The sequence below is a fragment of the Paenibacillus sp. FSL H7-0703 genome (assembly GCF_038003485.1).
GTDB classification, from domain to species: domain Bacteria; phylum Bacillota; class Bacilli; order Paenibacillales; family Paenibacillaceae; genus Paenibacillus; species Paenibacillus polymyxa_B.
The window spans coordinates 877,528-892,627 of the sequence record NZ_JBBOPF010000001.1; the positions used below are offsets into that span (position 1 = coordinate 877,528).

Below are 15,100 nucleotides of genomic sequence, written 5' to 3' on the forward strand. Positions count from 1 at the left end.
AAAAAACGTTTCACAATGACGTAAATCTTTCCTGTAAAGCAAATCACAAAGCACTATATATCTACTGTATCTAGAGCACTAGCTAAAAAAGTACAATCTTCTTAGACAGACATAAAAAAAGACGCTGGTATCGTTCCCAACGTCATTTTTTGTACTATTCGTTTAAAGTCTACCTATTCATTCAAGGCTTTTTTCAAAGCCTCCAGATTGTTTTTCATTACACCAACGTAATCCAGATTCTTCTGTTTGTCTTCATCTGTCAACCCTTCAAGCGGATTCAGTACATCGGTTTTTGAACCGATTTCAGTAGCTACGGTCTCAGCGACCTTCGGATCAACAAGAGTTTCAAAGAAAATAGTTTTAACATTATTTTCTTTGGCAAATTTGATAATACCCGCCAGCTTGTCCGGTGTAGGCTCTTGCTCTGGAGATAAACCGGCAATGGGTACTTGGGTTAGACCGTATTGCTTAGCCAAATAGCTAAAAGCAGCATGCTGCGTAATAAAGTCTTTACGTTTTACATCTTTCAGACCCGTTTTGAACTCGGTATCCAGTTCTTTCAGCTTAGCGATATAAGCATCGGCGTTTTTCTCATAGTCTGCTTTGTTTGCAGGATCGGCTTTTACAAGCCCTGCTTCTATAGCTTCTACTTCTTTTTGAGCTAAGACCGGATCAAGCCATACATGAGGGTCCAGCACATGATCGTGATCATGGCCTTCCTCTGCGTGTGCTTCTTCTCCTTCTTCCTCCTCAGCAGTCCCTTCCATCAGGTTCAACCCTTTGCTCGCTTCCACTACTACACGCTTATCGTTGGACGCGCTGCTCAAAGCCTGTTCTGCCCAACCTTCGACAATACCGTTATACACAAATACGTCAGCATCCTTAACCTGTGCCATATCTTTGGCGCTCGGTTCCCAGTCATGCGGTTCAGCACCAGCAGGAATCAACGCGGTTACGTTAGCATGGTCTCCAGCAACTTGCTTGGTAAATTCATACATTGGATAAAAAGTGGTGACTACATTCAGCTTCTTACCACTGTCTGCTGTTTGTGCCGCATTCGGCTCGGTTTGGGAAGCATTTGTAGCTGTATTATCAGATTTGGCTCCGCAGCCAGATAAAATAAGTGCTAGTCCCGCAGACAATACAAATGATTTTTTGAACCATGTATTCATATTCATTACTCCTTTATGCGTTAGATTTTTTAGTTAATTCCCACTGTAATTACACTCACTGGCCTGTCGCATTCTTCCGCCGTGAAGCCTGTTGCTTGCCCAGCTTGCGGACCAGCTTTTGAATACCAGCTCCTACAATCAGGAATAATAACAGCACCATGGCAATCGTCCCCCCTGGGGGTGTACTGAGTTCATATGATGCCGTTAAACCTATAAATACGCCGATCAATGCAGTGACCATAGATATCCAGATGGCTGCCGCGAAGCTCGGTGCAATTCGAATCGCCAGCGCTGCAGGGAGCACGATGAGTGAGGAGACAAGCAGCACACCGACAATCGGCATTGCAGCAGCTACAATCATCCCTGTTAAAATACTAAATGCAAATGAAATGGACTTGACAGGAAGACCATTGGTCTTCGCCGTTTCTTCATCAAAGGTAATCTGATACAAAGGACGCCGGAATACAAAAAAGAAAATACCTCCGATCACAGCCACTACAATCATCAACATCAGCTCTGTCTGATTGACCGCTACGACCGAGCCGAACAAATAAGCGGAAAACCCTTTGTTGATGCTCTGATTCAGATTCATTAAAATAACGGCCGTCGAGAGGCCACCTACCATAATAATAGCCACAGATATCTCACTATATGTTTTATAAGACCTGCGGACGTATTCAACGATAATCGCGCCGATTACGGCAACAACAAATCCGGTTATCGTCGGGTTAATGCCTAAATAGGCACCCGCTGCTACCCCTGCCAGCGATACATGCGATAGCATGTCCGCCATGAGAGCCTGACGCCGCAGCATCAGGTATACTCCAAGCACCGAGGCCAGCAGTGCAATTACCCCACCGGCACAAAATGCCCGCTGCATGAAGTCGTAGTGCAGCATTTCCATCCGCCATCTTCCTTCCTTTCAAGCTCAATAATTCGATCCAGATAATGTTGCACTTCCGATAGTCCATGGGTCACCATGACCACGGTTCTTCCATATTTCTTAACCTGCTGATTCATCAGATCGTAGAAATGATGGCGGCTTTCCTGATCCATGCCGGTCGTGGGCTCATCCAAAATGAGCAAATCCGATTCCTGAGCGAGCGCTCTCGCCACACAAATGCGTTGCTTCTGTCCACCGGACAATTCGCCGATTTTACGGTGACGCAAATCCCACATGCCTACCTGACGCAGCGCCTGCTCAGTCAGATCATGATCCTCAGACCGCATACGGCGTAACCAAGAGCCATGAGTATATCTTCCTGAACGGACAAATTCTAAAATCGTACTTGGAAATCCGCCATTGAAGGCAGCAATTTGTTGGGATACAAAGCCGACAACGAGCTTTTTGCCTTCACCTGTACGGTTAGACATAAACACCTTGCCCTTCCAAGGCTGAAGCAAGCCGAGCAATAGTTTGAGCATGGTTGATTTGGAAGCACCATTCGGTCCGGTAATAGCCACAAATTCTCCCGAAAAAATTTCAACATTGGCATCCACCAAGTTAGGAACATCTCCGTAGCCAAATGTGACCTGTTCCAATGAGGCCAATAACATGACGCAAATCTCCTTTTCCTTTAAAAAGCCTGGAGCCATCTGAGCGATCATCATTTGCGCAGATTCTCCAGGTCGTTTATGATCATTAAACCATCTACCGTAATTATTACGATTTGGTAATAAAAAAATAAGCGTTTGATAAACGTAACCTTTACGCATTAGCAAGTTTAACAGTTTAGGCAAGGTTCGTCAATGTTTTGGCAACTCTTTTGTTTGTTTACTTCATTTTGTCCGGGTACAAGCCTGCAGCCAAGGTTTTCAGTGCAATCGGTGCACGTACACCTTCAGCTGCCGCGGATAATGGCAGGACTATAAACCGTTTGTTTTTAATCGCTTCCACACCAGCCAGCGCAGGCTTGCTCAGGAGCAGCTTCTCTTTATCAGCCAGTGAAGTATCACCATAGTCGAGAATGACGATCACATCGGGGTTACGGTTCACAACCTCTTCCCAGCTTACTTCGGTGAAACTTTTGTCAATATCATCAAAAATATTTTTCGCCTTCACACTTTCAATCAAAGACGTTAGATAATTGTTGGCAGCCGTAAAGGGCTTGTCTTCTCCGCTGTCATAAACAAACACCTTGGGTGCCTGCTCAACAGTACCAATTTGAGTCTGAATGGACTTCACTTGTTCACGAATGTCATTTACCAGCTTTTCTGCACGCTCCTCAACCCTGAAAATACGCCCAATATTTAGTATATCCTGATATACATCTTCTAATATGGGACCCGGCTTGTTTGAGGACTCCTGTACATAGGTCAGCACCCCTTGTTTGGCTAGTTCCTCACGGGAACCCAGATTTTTATCATTAAAGGCACTCTTCCAGCCTGCATAGGCAAAATCCGGTGCAGCGGCCATAAACACCTCTTTGGACGGATATTGTTCGGCCAGTACGGGGATTTTGTCATATTGAGCCTTATATTTCGGTAAAATCTGATCGTCCAAATACGCAGTTCCTACCATAGAGGATTCCAGTCCAAGAGCCAGCATAACCTCAGTCGCGTGCTGGTTCAGTGTAACCGCGCGTTTGGGCGCCTCGGGAAATGCCATTTTAACGCCCATGTTCTCAAGCTCTACCGACGTCTTATTGGTTGCCGATTGCGATGCGGCAGGTTGCTGCCCGTTTGCCGATGGATCGCTTGTTTGAGCCGTGTTTCCTGCTGCGCAGGCTGATAACAACAGCATCATCGCCAAAGCGAGCATAACCAACGGTAACGCGAGCTTGCTATATTTTTTCATATGTACCGTCTCCTCTTTTATTTGTAGTTTATCTTACCTCATCATATCACCTTTTCTGTTAGCATCATGGATAGCCTCCTCTCCTAAGAGAATCCGGTAAAAAGGTAATATTCGGCTTCCCGGTTTTTGGATGAATACAGATTTCTGTCTCCACCCCGAATACACTCCACAGCAGGTCTGGCTGAAGCACATCCTCTGTTATGCCGGAAGCGACCACTTTGCCTTCATTTAATACATACATTCGATCACAATAAAATGCAGCCAAATTCAAATCATGTAGTGCAGCTAGCGTAGTTATCCGAAGTGTTTTGACCAAATCCAGAATTTGCAGCTGATACCGGATGTCCAGATGATTTGTTGGCTCATCCAAAACAAGAAATTTCGCCTGCCCGGCCAAAGCTCTGGCGATCAATACCCGTTGCTTTTCGCCGCCAGACAAGGTGGCAAAGCCCTGATCCGCCTGAGCATTCATGCCTACCCGCTCCAGCGCCTGCTCGACCAATTCATGATCGGCGACAGTATCTGCTTCCAGCAGTTTCTTATGCGGATGGCGACCCATCAGGACAATGTCACGTACTGAAAAATCAAACGTTTGCGGCGCATCCTGACTCACCACTGCCATTTGTCGGGCCGTCTCTTTATACTTCATCTGCAGCATATCTTGACCATCCAACGTAACCAAACCACTGTCAGGCTTTAGCACACGATACATATTTTTGAGCAACGTCGATTTCCCGCTGCCATTCGGACCAATCAATCCGACCAGCTCCCCTGCTTTTACCTGGAGACAGATGCCGTCGATCAGCCGTTTATCGTGAATACTGAAGGTCACGCTTTCGACTTCTATATTCATTTTTCGCCTCCAAACGAGTAGGAACTACGACGCAGCAGCCACACAAAAAAGGGTCCTCCGCACACAGCCGTCACAATACCAATCGGCAGCTCCTGTGGAGCCAGCACGAGCCGGGCACATACATCAGCCCACACGACAAAAATAGCTCCCGCCAACAGACTGACGGGCAGTACACGCCGATGATCTGATCCCACTATCAGCCTAACGATGTGCGGAATCATAAGCCCCACAAAGCCAATCGAGCCACTAACTGATACGACTGCCCCGGTTAAAAGAGACGCCACAACAACCAGTAATACGCGGAACGTCTGTACGTTCACACCTAGCGTTACTGCGGTTTCTTCACCCGTTAGCAAAGCATTCAGCGAACGGTATCGGGTCAGGAGGACTACCGTTCCAACGGCTACAATGAGGCTTGGAATGAAAAGCGTGTCCCATTGAGCACCTGCCAGACTTCCCATCATCCAATACATCGCGTCACGAATGCCTTTTTCATTCGGGGCCATCGTAACGATAAAGCTAGTCACAGCCGACAGCATCATGGACACCGCCACTCCTGCCAGCAATAAGCGGGTCGTCGATATGCTCCCAGCCACACGAGCCAACGCGAACACCATAAGCATTGCAGCTAACGAGCCTATAAAAGCAGATAAAGGCAGCGCAAGTCGTCCTAAAAATCCGAAAGCTCCGAACACAATTACCAACGTGGCTGTCACCGAAGCCCCAGACGAGACTCCTAAAATATAGGGGTCCGCTAACGAATTACGAATTAATGCCTGTATAGTCGTCCCTGTAACAGCAAGTCCTGCTCCTACGACAACACCTAGCAGCACGCGTGGAAAGCGGATTTCCCAAACGATATATTGCTCAGGCTTGGTCCATGTCACGGGTATCCACTGGTCCAGCCAGGGAAGATGAGACAGTGCAATTCGCCATATCGTCCCCGGTGCGACAGCTACAGGACCGAGCAGGACTGCGAGTGTCACCGAAAGCAACAGCCCAGCAGTCAGCAGCAGAATTGTTGTAAATCCCCAAGTAGACTTGCCAGCTAGGTGTGCGCGAGAATTATGTTGTGATGGATTAGGTCTTGATGGATTAAGGTTACTCGTTCTCGAAGTCATGAACTACTACTCAATGGCTTTTCGGCCGCTTCCAACTTTCTCAATTGTTCCTCGATCTCGGAAGCAGAGAAATTCTCACCCATGACAACCGCTACATCGTTCACTGGCTTTTGCGGGCGGATCGGAATGATTTCCAGCTCCCGATAGGCGAACTGAAACATCATCTGGCCCTCTGATTCCAGAAACCGCACAATTCCTTTGGCCCGGTATATTTCAGCTGGCAAACTGCGGAACAACCGTTCAAACTCGGAGCGTCGCACAGGTTGTCCAAAGAAATGCGTGTGAACCACTACGTGGTCGTAGGAATGATAATGCTCCCCATGTTCGTGGTCATGGGCTTGGTCATGGTGATCATGAGACTGATGGTCAACGTCCATACGCTCCTCTCCTTGAGTGGAGAAAAAAATACCCGCGTCCACGTCACTTCGTTGCGTACTCACAGTCAGAGCATATGGATTTAACTCTTTTACGAGGGCCTGTACTTTCTGCAACTCGCCCGCAGCCAATAAATCGGTCTTGTTAATAATCAGTTTGGAAGCGCACCGAAGCTGATCCTGCATCAAACGAAGCGACTTGCCTCTCTCGTTCCCCGAGGCAAAATCCAGAAATTGACGCGCATCTATGACCGTGATAACGGATTGTAATATCATAGAAGAATAGATGGAGGCGTCTGTCACTGCATCTACAATTTCCATCGGGTTAGCTACTCCAGTGCATTCTACAATAATCACGTCCGGCTTATATTCTTCAGCAAGATTCATGAGCTCGACGCCCAAATCCCCGCGAATAGTACAGCATATACAACCACTGAGCATTTCCTTCATGGGTGCTTGGCCATTCACCAAACTGCCGTCCAGATTAACATCACCCAACTCATTCATCAAAATGGCTGGCTTGAGGCCCTTCTCCTTGTAGTAAGCCAGCGCCTGCTGAAGAAGAGTGGTTTTACCGCTACCCAAAAAACCGGATAAAACAACTATCGGTATCATATAACCCCTCCTTGTCTTTACAACATTTAATATGGATCGTACCGTAAAAGTTTCCTTCTTGCAATCATTTATCGGATTTTAATCGTAATAATTACTAACAACAAACATAAATATATATGACCACTCTTTGAATTGTCAATATAGGAGGTGAGACAAGCACAATCCAGCGGGCATGATTGTCCCTCTACAGACATAGGATGTAGATAAGAACCCTTATTCCCAAGGAGACGTGGAATGAAAAACAGTACGCTGTTGAAGATGCTGCCTTTTATGATTCCGTTTGCCTTTCTCATCCCTGTGCTTGTCACGCTATCTCCCCAGTGGCTTCGTTTGTTAGATATGGGCCAGCTGCAACCGTTAAAAACGGTATTTATGGGTATTTTTCTGGAAGCTGTTCCGTTTCTCCTTATCGGTGTACTCGTCTCATCCCTTTTGCAGTGGCTTGTACCGGAGACATGGATTCGCAAAATAGCGCCTGCGCATCCTGTACCGGGTGTCCTGCTGGCCTCCTTACTAGGTATGCTGTTTCCCATCTGTGAATGCGGCATGATCCCTGTCGTTCGCCAATTAATGCTCAAGGGAATGCCTGCCTATATGGGTATCACTTTTATTTTAAGCGGGCCCATTATCAATCCCGTGGTACTGGCTGCGACGATGATGGCTTTCCCTTCCCATCCCGAGGTCACTGCCGTTCGAATGGGTTTGGCTTTTGCCGTCTCCGCGATCATCGGGCTGATCGTGTATGCCTTTGTGCGAGTGCATCCGCTCAAACGGTCGTTGCTCTCTTTTAACCAGCAAAAGCAGAACAATCAGACTCATCGGCATAGTCGCACATGGCGGGGCTTTTTTGTACATGCTGGTGACGAGTTTTTGGACATGAGTAAATATCTCACTATCGGCGCATTATTAACAGCCTGCATCCAAACCTTCATCCCACGTGATGAGATGCTTTCGTTAAGCAACGGAACGGTCGGATCGTACGCCTTTATGATGGGTTTTGCCTACATACTGTCGCTATGTTCCACCTCCGATGCCTTTGTAGCCACTGCTTTTTCACACACCTTTACACTAGGTCCGCTGGCAGCCTTTCTTGTACTCGGTCCGATGCTAGACTTCAAAGGCACGCTCATGCTGCTAAGCACCTTCCGCACCAAATTTGTCGCCATCCTGGGCTTGCTTATTGTTTCACTCGTCCTAGTGGGTTCTATAGCTGCTGAATGGTTATTGGGGAGGTGAATACAAACGTGAATTCAACCTTTAGCATCCGCTGGCAATATGGCATGCGCTCCTTGCTCCTGATTGGATTAGCTATGTACATTATCTCATTAAACCGTACGAATGCACTTCATTACTACTTGGCTCCCCATATGCAAAATCTGCTCCTACTCTGTCCTGTACCACTCTTGTTCATCGCATTGGCAATGGCATGGCACGGAATTGTCGGGGAGCGGGACGGTGAGGATGTATGTGATTGTGAGCATCCGTTGCCGCAAAGCTGGTTCAAAAAAACACTCGTATATGGAATGCTGCTCATCCCGCTCCTGTTCGGTTCTCTACTGCCCAATCAGGCACTAGGTAGTGATATGGCCGCCAAAAAAGGCATGTCCTTCACGTATCCCAACCCGGATATCCGACGAAAAACAGATACACAGACCACGAAAGCATCCACCGCCTCCCTTTTATCAACTGCATCTTCCGTCCCAACTTCGTCCCCTCCAGAGGGAAAATGGAGTCAGGAAACGCTGGATAAGCTGTTCGTTCCGCCTGACAAGTACAATGTAGAATTCGCCGAGCTGGCGAAACGCCTGTATCAGCAACCTGTCATACAGATCAAGCCTGAGATTTTTTCCGAAACTATTGGAGCCATTGAGTTATATAAACAAGCTTTTGAAGGAAAAAAAGTACAGGTGACTGGCTTTGTCTATAAAGACGACAACCTGCCGGGTAAAGGCCTATTTGCAGTAGGAAGATTCCTCGTCATGTGCTGTACTGCCGATGCCATGCCATTCGGGATCATCGTCCAATCCCAGAAGGCCCCGTCCTTTGACAAGGATACCTGGGTGACCATTGAAGGAACACTGCATGCCACACAAAAGGGCAACGTTCCAGTACTTGAAATTCGATCCGAAAAAATAACCGCTGTCGAGCAGCCAGAATCCCCTTATGTCTATACCCAAGCAGACTCGGTAGCTACCTTTGATCGCTTGAACACAGCACACTAAACCCATCAAGGAGGAAAAATGATGAACAAAGTTCCTGTTATTTTAATCAGTGGTTTTCTTGGAAGCGGCAAAACAACACTACTTTTGCGCCTATTAGCCCATACTCGCCAAATTCCCCTTCGTGCTGCTGTTTTAATGAACGAAATGGGTGAATATGATGTAGACAGCGCTATAATTTCAGAGGAAATGCCTGACGTAACAGTAGAAGGATTGCTAGAAGGCTGCATTTGTTGCAGCAAAAGAAATGAGCTAGCAGGGGCTCTGCATACCCTGCTCAGTCAGAAGCCTGACCTGATCTTCATGGAAACCACCGGGGTAGCCAACCCCGAACAAGTACTGGAGGAGCTTCGCTCCCCTCTACTGGCAGATCGGCTTTATCTGGTTCACAGCATCAGTGTTGTGGATGCTGAGCTGTTCCATGAATACAATAGCCGCTTTACGGCTGATAAAGAACTGGTTCGCACCCTGCACGGACAACTGCGCACCGCAGACTTTATTGTGGTGAACAAGACGGATGCAGCAAGTAGCCGTGAAGTGACAAAGGTCGTCAAGAGCATCCGCAAGCTCAACGATACGGCCAAGCTGCAAACTACTGAATATAGCCGGATTGACCTTGAACCACTACTAGAGCCTGTTCTGGCCTCCGCATCCGTTGCCGCAAAACCTGTACAGACACTTCAACCAGCACCTGCACAACTCCAGTCCACCGATGCAGGTGTACCGTCCGTTTCCATTCCCGTCAAAAGTATCGGAAGCACCAGTAGTGTCTCCAGAAGTACGGCTTTCAAAGTTATTGCGGCACACAGTCATAACCACGATCCTAAGCAGCCTCATTCGTTCTCCCGTCTGGAGAGCTTAACTCTGCATCAATATTCTCCTCAGCCACTCGAAAAACAACGATTGGAAAACTTTTTGACCGGGTTAGGTTCCTCGTTGCTTCGTGCGAAAGGTTATTGCGTGCTTCCTCAGGAAGGTACAATGCTTTTGCAATTTTCAGGAAATCACTTGGAGTGGCAGCCTACTGCACTTCCTGTGAGCCAGGGATATGTTACACTCATTGGAGAACAGCTTGACAAAGCCTCCATTACCGACCAATGGGAACAGTGCTTCGTGTCGCTGTAATCGACATATTCGGCTCGTAATGATGAAAATTCCTTTTGGTATGGTATGTACCTTATAGGATGCCATGTTGAAAGATTGGGAATAAAAAAAGCTGTCGAGAATGTCTCGACAGCTTGAGTACGACTATGCAGAGTTATACATTAATTGCTTGGCGACATCCTACTCTCCCGGGACCCTTCGGCCCAAGTACCATCGGCGCTGGAGGGCTTCCCGTTAATTCAACAAAATGTTATGGAGTATGATGACTAAAGTATTGAAGCGTTCCGGTTGGATAAGAGTTCCACTCTCCTGGAAGATTATAAGAGGAGGAACCGGACTTAATCCCCGATTTTCGGATAATAGTCCCATTATTCGGCATAAATTGCGTTTTTCCGTTAGGATCACCTAAGACGTCGATCGTTACGCCGTTCTTTTTCAGGACATAACCTGTCGTTACATTTGTATTCGTTTCTAGTAACATCAATTCATCATTATAGTATGTCGCAGGAACAATGTCGAAAAAGTCATAAAAGATGGAATCGATATATATATAAGGCATGCCTTTCCAAAACGAATTAATAGGCTGGCTCCACACCTTGGGAGTATTTGTAGCTAAATTGTATTGATGAATCTCAAGTGAGTATCCTGCATTTTCTATAGGTTTAGAAGTATCTCCTACCGGATTGTAAAACAGCTCAATAGCAGTACGGGTTTTATCCACAGATAGATACTGGGAAAAATATAGATCCTCCGGTCCTTGAGGATTTGAGGTCACTTGGAATATAGCGGCAGATCCGTTCGCCCCGATTACCCAGAAGTATTGAAAAATATCCCCGTTCCATGTCCAAACCGTCCCATTAAGAGGGATTGGCCCAGTAAAGGTGGAATCTGCCGTACCCGAATAGATTTTAAATGAAGTTTCACCCGGGAACACTGTTGACATGTCATAAGTAATCGGATCTTTAACCCCTTGCTTGGTTCGGATTTGAACAATTCCATTCGTCGCAAGAGGAGCATTCGTTACCTGAAAATTATAGGTGGCTGTTCCGCCATGCCCGTCATTCGCAGTAATCGTTACCTTGGTACTTCCTGCCTGATTACCCGGAGTAAGAGTCAACGTTGATCCGTTAACCTCTGCATTTACCATACCGGTTGATTCAACAGTAGAAGTAAACGTCAAGGCATCCCCGTCAGCATCACTGAACAATTGAGATAGGTCGTAGCTTCTTGCATTCGTAACTCCTGCAGTCAACACTTGTTCATAAATGGTCGCATCTACTTGAGGCGGCTGATTAGAAGTTGGGTTAGATGAACCGGATGATTGGACACTGACTTGGAAGGTGCTTGAAGTTTCCCCTCCACGGCCATCCATAGCCTTGATTTCTATGATTGTCGTCCCTGCACTTAGTGCCTGTACTTCCAATTGAGCTCCAGTGATTTCCGCCGAAGCAACGGACGGATCAGAAGAGGTTGCCTTAAAGGTCAACGTATCCCCATCAGGATCAGTAAAAACGGAACCTAAATCGAGTGAGTAGACCGCACCACCTACAGTAAGCGACTGGTCGGCAGGTTTAGTTTCTACTGGATACTGATTCTGTGGAGTTCCAGCCGTGACGGTGGTTTTGAAAGTTTCGATCACTTCCCCTCCCCGGCTATCTGTTGCTTTGATCGATACCGATGTGCTACCGATCGTTAACGGTGTAAGAGTAAGCATATCCCCATAAACGGCAGCCGTCACAACAGTCGGGTCAGAAACGCTATGAACATCGTAAGTTAAAACATCGCTATCAGGACTGGAAAAGAAATCATTTAAGGACAATTGAATATCGCCTGTATTTATTTCTTTCATCTGATCCGGAATCCCTGTGGAAATCGGGGATTCATTGACGGTAACATCAAAATCAGTAGTGACCTCGCCCCCACGGCCATCTTTTGCTTTAAGCTGAATCGTTGCCATTCCTGAGGAAACTGCATGGACCGTGGCTATGTATCCGTTAACGGATACAACAGCAACTGACGAATCCGAAGATTCTGCCAGAACGTCCACAGGGTCGCCATCGGGATCGTGGAATACCGAAGATAAATCCAGGATATAATCCGCATCGCCTAGATTCAGTGTCTGATTACCCGGCTTCTGGTCTATAACCGGATTTTGGTTAGATACAGCAGTTACTTCCATTTGAAACGACTGGCTTGTGCTACCTCCATGGCCATCAGATGCCTTAACAGAAACTGATGTGCTGCCAATTTTTAACGGTGTAATGGTAAGCGTGTCCCCATTTAGCACTGCAGTCGCAAACGAAGAATCGGAAATATCAATGCTGTATGACAACGAATCCTTCTCATGGTCGGTAAAGAAGTCGTTTAAAGATAATTGAATGTCGTCTGAATTGATTTGTTTCGTCTGATCCGGAATTCGCAAGGATACCGGAGGTTCATTAACGGTAATATCAAAATCGGTCTTAACCTCGCCTCCAAGGCCATTTGCCGCTTTTAGCTGGATGTTTGCTGTTCCTGAGGAAACCGCATGAACTGTGGCCTGGTTTCCGTTAACGGAGACTGTCGCAATGGATAGATCCGAGGATTCTGCCGAGATGGTTAGCGGATTGCTGTCCGAATCAAGGAACACCGGAGATAAATCCAGGATGTAGTCCGCATCGCCCACAGTGAGCGTTTGGTTGCCCGGCTTCTGATTTACAACCGGATTTTGATTAGGTACTGCAGTTACAACCAATTGAAACGACTGGCTTGCGCTGCCTCCCCGACCATCGGATGCTTTGACGGTAATTTGGGCATGCCCTACAGCTGCCGGAGTTAATACCAATTGATCACCCGTCAGGGTAAAGGTGGCAATGGAAGGATCATCGATCGCAACCTCATAAGTCATAGGATCATTTTCAGAATCCGTAAAAAACGATCCTAAAGATAAGGTTACGTCGTCGCTCCCCAACTGTTCGTTTTGATCGGGGATACTCAATGAAACAGGAGATTCATTGACACGGACCTTGAAATTCGTTCCCGCTTTTTTCCCGGCCTGGTCATCTGCGGCGATCGTAATGGTCGCAGTCCCTTTGCCAACAGCCTTGATAAACAGGTTTGTTCCCTCTACTCGGACTGTACTGATTTTTGTACTAGACGACACTGCCGTATATTTGAGCTCGGACTGCTCCTCGTCCATAAAATGACCAAGTAAGTCAATCTGAAGTTCAGAATCGCCCACCGTTACGGCTTGATCGTCATATTTGGTCACTAACTTCGGTGCTGTATTGGTCACAACCGTAGAACGCGAGCTACCAGAAGAAGTTGTAGTGACTCCAGTGACTCCTGATACCGTCGAAGAAGACACACCTACTGCAAATGAAGTATTCGTGACTTGGCTGGAGGAGCTTACACTAATATTTGCTGCAGAGTTATTTACTTGTAAATTTGAAATAGTTCCAGCTACCTCCAGACTGACCGGAGAGGAACTGTTCACAGCCAATGTATTAATAGAGGCCTGGCCTGTCAGAGCTACGGGCTGATCACTGTTGACCGACAATTGCTTAATAATCCCCTGCAACTCTACTTGCTTGGCACCGGTAAGAACATTCAACTGCTGTATCGTTGAGGATGAATCATTTTCAATCGTTGCATTGGAAATCAACGACATTTGATCCACCGTCGAATTTCCTTGAATGACTACGTGGACATCCTGTTTGGATACCTCGACATCCTGCAGCTCAGATGTGTTAAACAATACGGTGTTCTGGTCACCGCCCTGAATATATGTTTTTCCTTGTACCGTAAATTTAGAGGCATAGAAATCATGTTCAAGGCTTGACGTAACTGTAAAACTATTTTTGACATTCAAATTCATAACCGAAATGTAATCACCGTCAATAGTTAAATCTCCGTCAATCGAGGAGTTATGACCATCTAATACAAGATTGCCGCTGAATTCGGAAGCTTGCCCTATCGTAGCTTGCCCGCTCGCATGGATGACCAGTTTGGTGATCGATTCAATGGTCCGCTGTGATGCTACAAATTGAATATCTGCTCCTTTGAGAATCTCTTGGTTAGAGGTTTGCAGGATTCCTTTAACTGAATCCGAGAGTTTATATTCAATCCCGTTAATCCAGGCCTTTCCATCCACTACTTTTTGGAGTTGGACTACATGGTCCTTAGGGAAAAAGGTAGACATCATATACTGGGCTATATCTTGGCGCTGAACGGACGATTTAGGTTTGAAACCGGACTGATCCGTCTTCATGGAGCCCGACTGTAAAGCCGTATTAACGTAAGGCCGTGCCCACGGACTGACCCGATTCCAATCAGTAAGTTTAGCAGACTCCGTGGCGTCAGCTGTAATAGGAAGCCCGGCGGCCCGCATAAGCAGAACCGCAGCCTCCTCTCTGGTTACTGCCGCTTTGGGCCTGAATTTGGAGCCGTCGTCTCCATTCATGAGTCCTGCACGATGTACAGCCTCAATATAGGGACTCGACCAACTTTTCGGGTCTACATCCGAGAAACTGCTGCTTACTGCTTTAGAAATAGAGAGTTGCAGAGCTTGAGTTAATAGAACCGCCATTTCTTGACGGGTCAACAAATCCGTTGGCCGATAGGATCCAGATGGGTCACCATGCAGAAGTCCAGCTTCAATGGCTCGCAGGATGTTTGTCTTTTGCTCTGAAGCAATATTATTGATGTCTTTAAAAGGCAGACTGGCCAGAGCTGCTCCGTTTGATGCACCGCTGGCAGCAGATGCAATCGTCTGCAAAGCCGTTGGAGCAACAAGTGCAGCCAAAGCTAATGTAATCAGCCATTTATTAGGTTTAGAACTCATGATGTTCCCTCTATTCTTTTTAT

At 46.8% G+C, this 15,100-nt stretch carries 11 protein-coding genes; 3 read left to right on the forward strand and 8 right to left on the reverse strand.

All coding sequences use genetic code 11. The features are described 5' to 3' along the window. Positions 1-173 precede the first annotated feature (173 nt). The 7 genes from MHB46_RS03310 to MHB46_RS03340 all read right to left on the reverse strand — a co-directional run bounded on the left by MHB46_RS03310 (position 174) and on the right by MHB46_RS03340 (position 6,932). Complete coding sequence (locus tag MHB46_RS03310; RefSeq protein ID WP_165175424.1) at positions 174-1,172, reverse strand: metal ABC transporter substrate-binding protein; 999 nt, start codon at positions 1,170-1,172, stop codon at positions 174-176. A gap of 55 nt (positions 1,173-1,227) precedes the next feature. After that, positions 1,228-2,076, reverse strand: coding sequence for a metal ABC transporter permease (locus MHB46_RS03315; RefSeq protein WP_341161607.1), 849 nt, complete (start codon positions 2,074-2,076; stop codon positions 1,228-1,230). Further along, a complete protein-coding gene (locus MHB46_RS03320) occupies positions 2,022-2,729 on the reverse strand; it encodes a metal ABC transporter ATP-binding protein (protein ID WP_185156274.1) in 708 nt (235 codons plus the stop codon). Before MHB46_RS03320 ends, MHB46_RS03315 begins: the two co-directional genes overlap by 55 nt. 217 nt (positions 2,730-2,946) lie before the next feature. Then, positions 2,947-3,969 carry an ABC transporter substrate-binding protein gene (locus MHB46_RS03325; RefSeq protein WP_165175425.1) on the reverse strand — a complete coding sequence of 341 codons (1,023 nt, stop codon included), beginning with the start codon at positions 3,967-3,969 and terminating at the stop codon, positions 2,947-2,949. 64 nt (positions 3,970-4,033) lie between these two features. Continuing rightward, positions 4,034-4,822, reverse strand: coding sequence for an ABC transporter ATP-binding protein (locus MHB46_RS03330; RefSeq protein ID WP_165175427.1), 789 nt, complete (start codon positions 4,820-4,822; stop codon positions 4,034-4,036). Beyond that, entirely contained in the window at positions 4,819-5,943 is a 1,125-nt protein-coding gene (locus MHB46_RS03335) for a FecCD family ABC transporter permease (protein WP_341161608.1), read from the reverse strand. Before MHB46_RS03335 ends, MHB46_RS03330 begins: the two co-directional genes overlap by 4 nt. Beyond that, complete coding sequence (locus MHB46_RS03340) at positions 5,940-6,932, reverse strand: CobW family GTP-binding protein (protein WP_341161609.1); 993 nt, start codon at positions 6,930-6,932, stop codon at positions 5,940-5,942. The genes MHB46_RS03335 and MHB46_RS03340 overlap by 4 nt, the downstream gene beginning before the upstream one ends. Positions 6,933-7,166: 234 nt before the next feature. Here MHB46_RS03340 and MHB46_RS03345 point away from each other — a divergent pair, with 234 nt between their 5' ends. From MHB46_RS03345 to MHB46_RS03355, 3 genes are read left to right on the forward strand one after another with little or no spacing between them, the layout of a single operon-like run. After that, positions 7,167-8,168, forward strand: a complete 1,002-nt coding sequence (locus tag MHB46_RS03345; RefSeq protein WP_235308242.1) for a permease — start codon at positions 7,167-7,169, stop codon at positions 8,166-8,168. Between the two features lie 8 nt (positions 8,169-8,176). Continuing rightward, a complete protein-coding gene (locus MHB46_RS03350; protein ID WP_165175433.1) occupies positions 8,177-9,154 on the forward strand; it encodes a TIGR03943 family putative permease subunit in 978 nt (325 codons plus the stop codon). Between the two features lie 18 nt (positions 9,155-9,172). Further along, positions 9,173-10,276, forward strand: a complete 1,104-nt coding sequence (locus MHB46_RS03355) for a CobW family GTP-binding protein (protein ID WP_165175434.1) — start codon at positions 9,173-9,175, stop codon at positions 10,274-10,276. Between the two features lie 229 nt (positions 10,277-10,505). Here the strand turns inward: MHB46_RS03355 and MHB46_RS03360 are convergent, their stop codons facing one another. Then, positions 10,506-15,077: an S-layer homology domain-containing protein gene (locus MHB46_RS03360; RefSeq protein ID WP_341161610.1), complete on the reverse strand. Its 4,572-nt coding sequence runs from the start codon at positions 15,075-15,077 to the stop codon at positions 10,506-10,508. Positions 15,078-15,100: the final 23 nt, after the last annotated feature.

Coding starts and splice junctions, on each gene's coding strand:
- MHB46_RS03310 (WP_165175424.1), bottom strand. CDS start 1,172: ATGAATACATGGTTCAAAAAATCATTTGTATTGTCTGCGGGACTAGCA.
- MHB46_RS03315 (WP_341161607.1), bottom strand. CDS start 2,076: ATGGAAATGCTGCACTACGACTTCATGCAGCGGGCATTTTGTGCCGGT.
- MHB46_RS03320 (WP_185156274.1), bottom strand. CDS start 2,729: ATGTTATTGGCCTCATTGGAACAGGTCACATTTGGCTACGGAGATGTT.
- MHB46_RS03325 (WP_165175425.1), bottom strand. CDS start 3,969: ATGAAAAAATATAGCAAGCTCGCGTTACCGTTGGTTATGCTCGCTTTG.
- MHB46_RS03330 (WP_165175427.1), bottom strand. CDS start 4,822: ATGAATATAGAAGTCGAAAGCGTGACCTTCAGTATTCACGATAAACGG.
- MHB46_RS03335 (WP_341161608.1), bottom strand. CDS start 5,943: ATGACTTCGAGAACGAGTAACCTTAATCCATCAAGACCTAATCCATCA.
- MHB46_RS03340 (WP_341161609.1), bottom strand. CDS start 6,932: ATGATACCGATAGTTGTTTTATCCGGTTTTTTGGGTAGCGGTAAAACC.
- MHB46_RS03345 (WP_235308242.1), top strand. CDS start 7,167: ATGAAAAACAGTACGCTGTTGAAGATGCTGCCTTTTATGATTCCGTTT.
- MHB46_RS03355 (WP_165175434.1), top strand. CDS start 9,173: ATGATGAACAAAGTTCCTGTTATTTTAATCAGTGGTTTTCTTGGAAGC.
- MHB46_RS03360 (WP_341161610.1), bottom strand. CDS start 15,077: ATGAGTTCTAAACCTAATAAATGGCTGATTACATTAGCTTTGGCTGCA.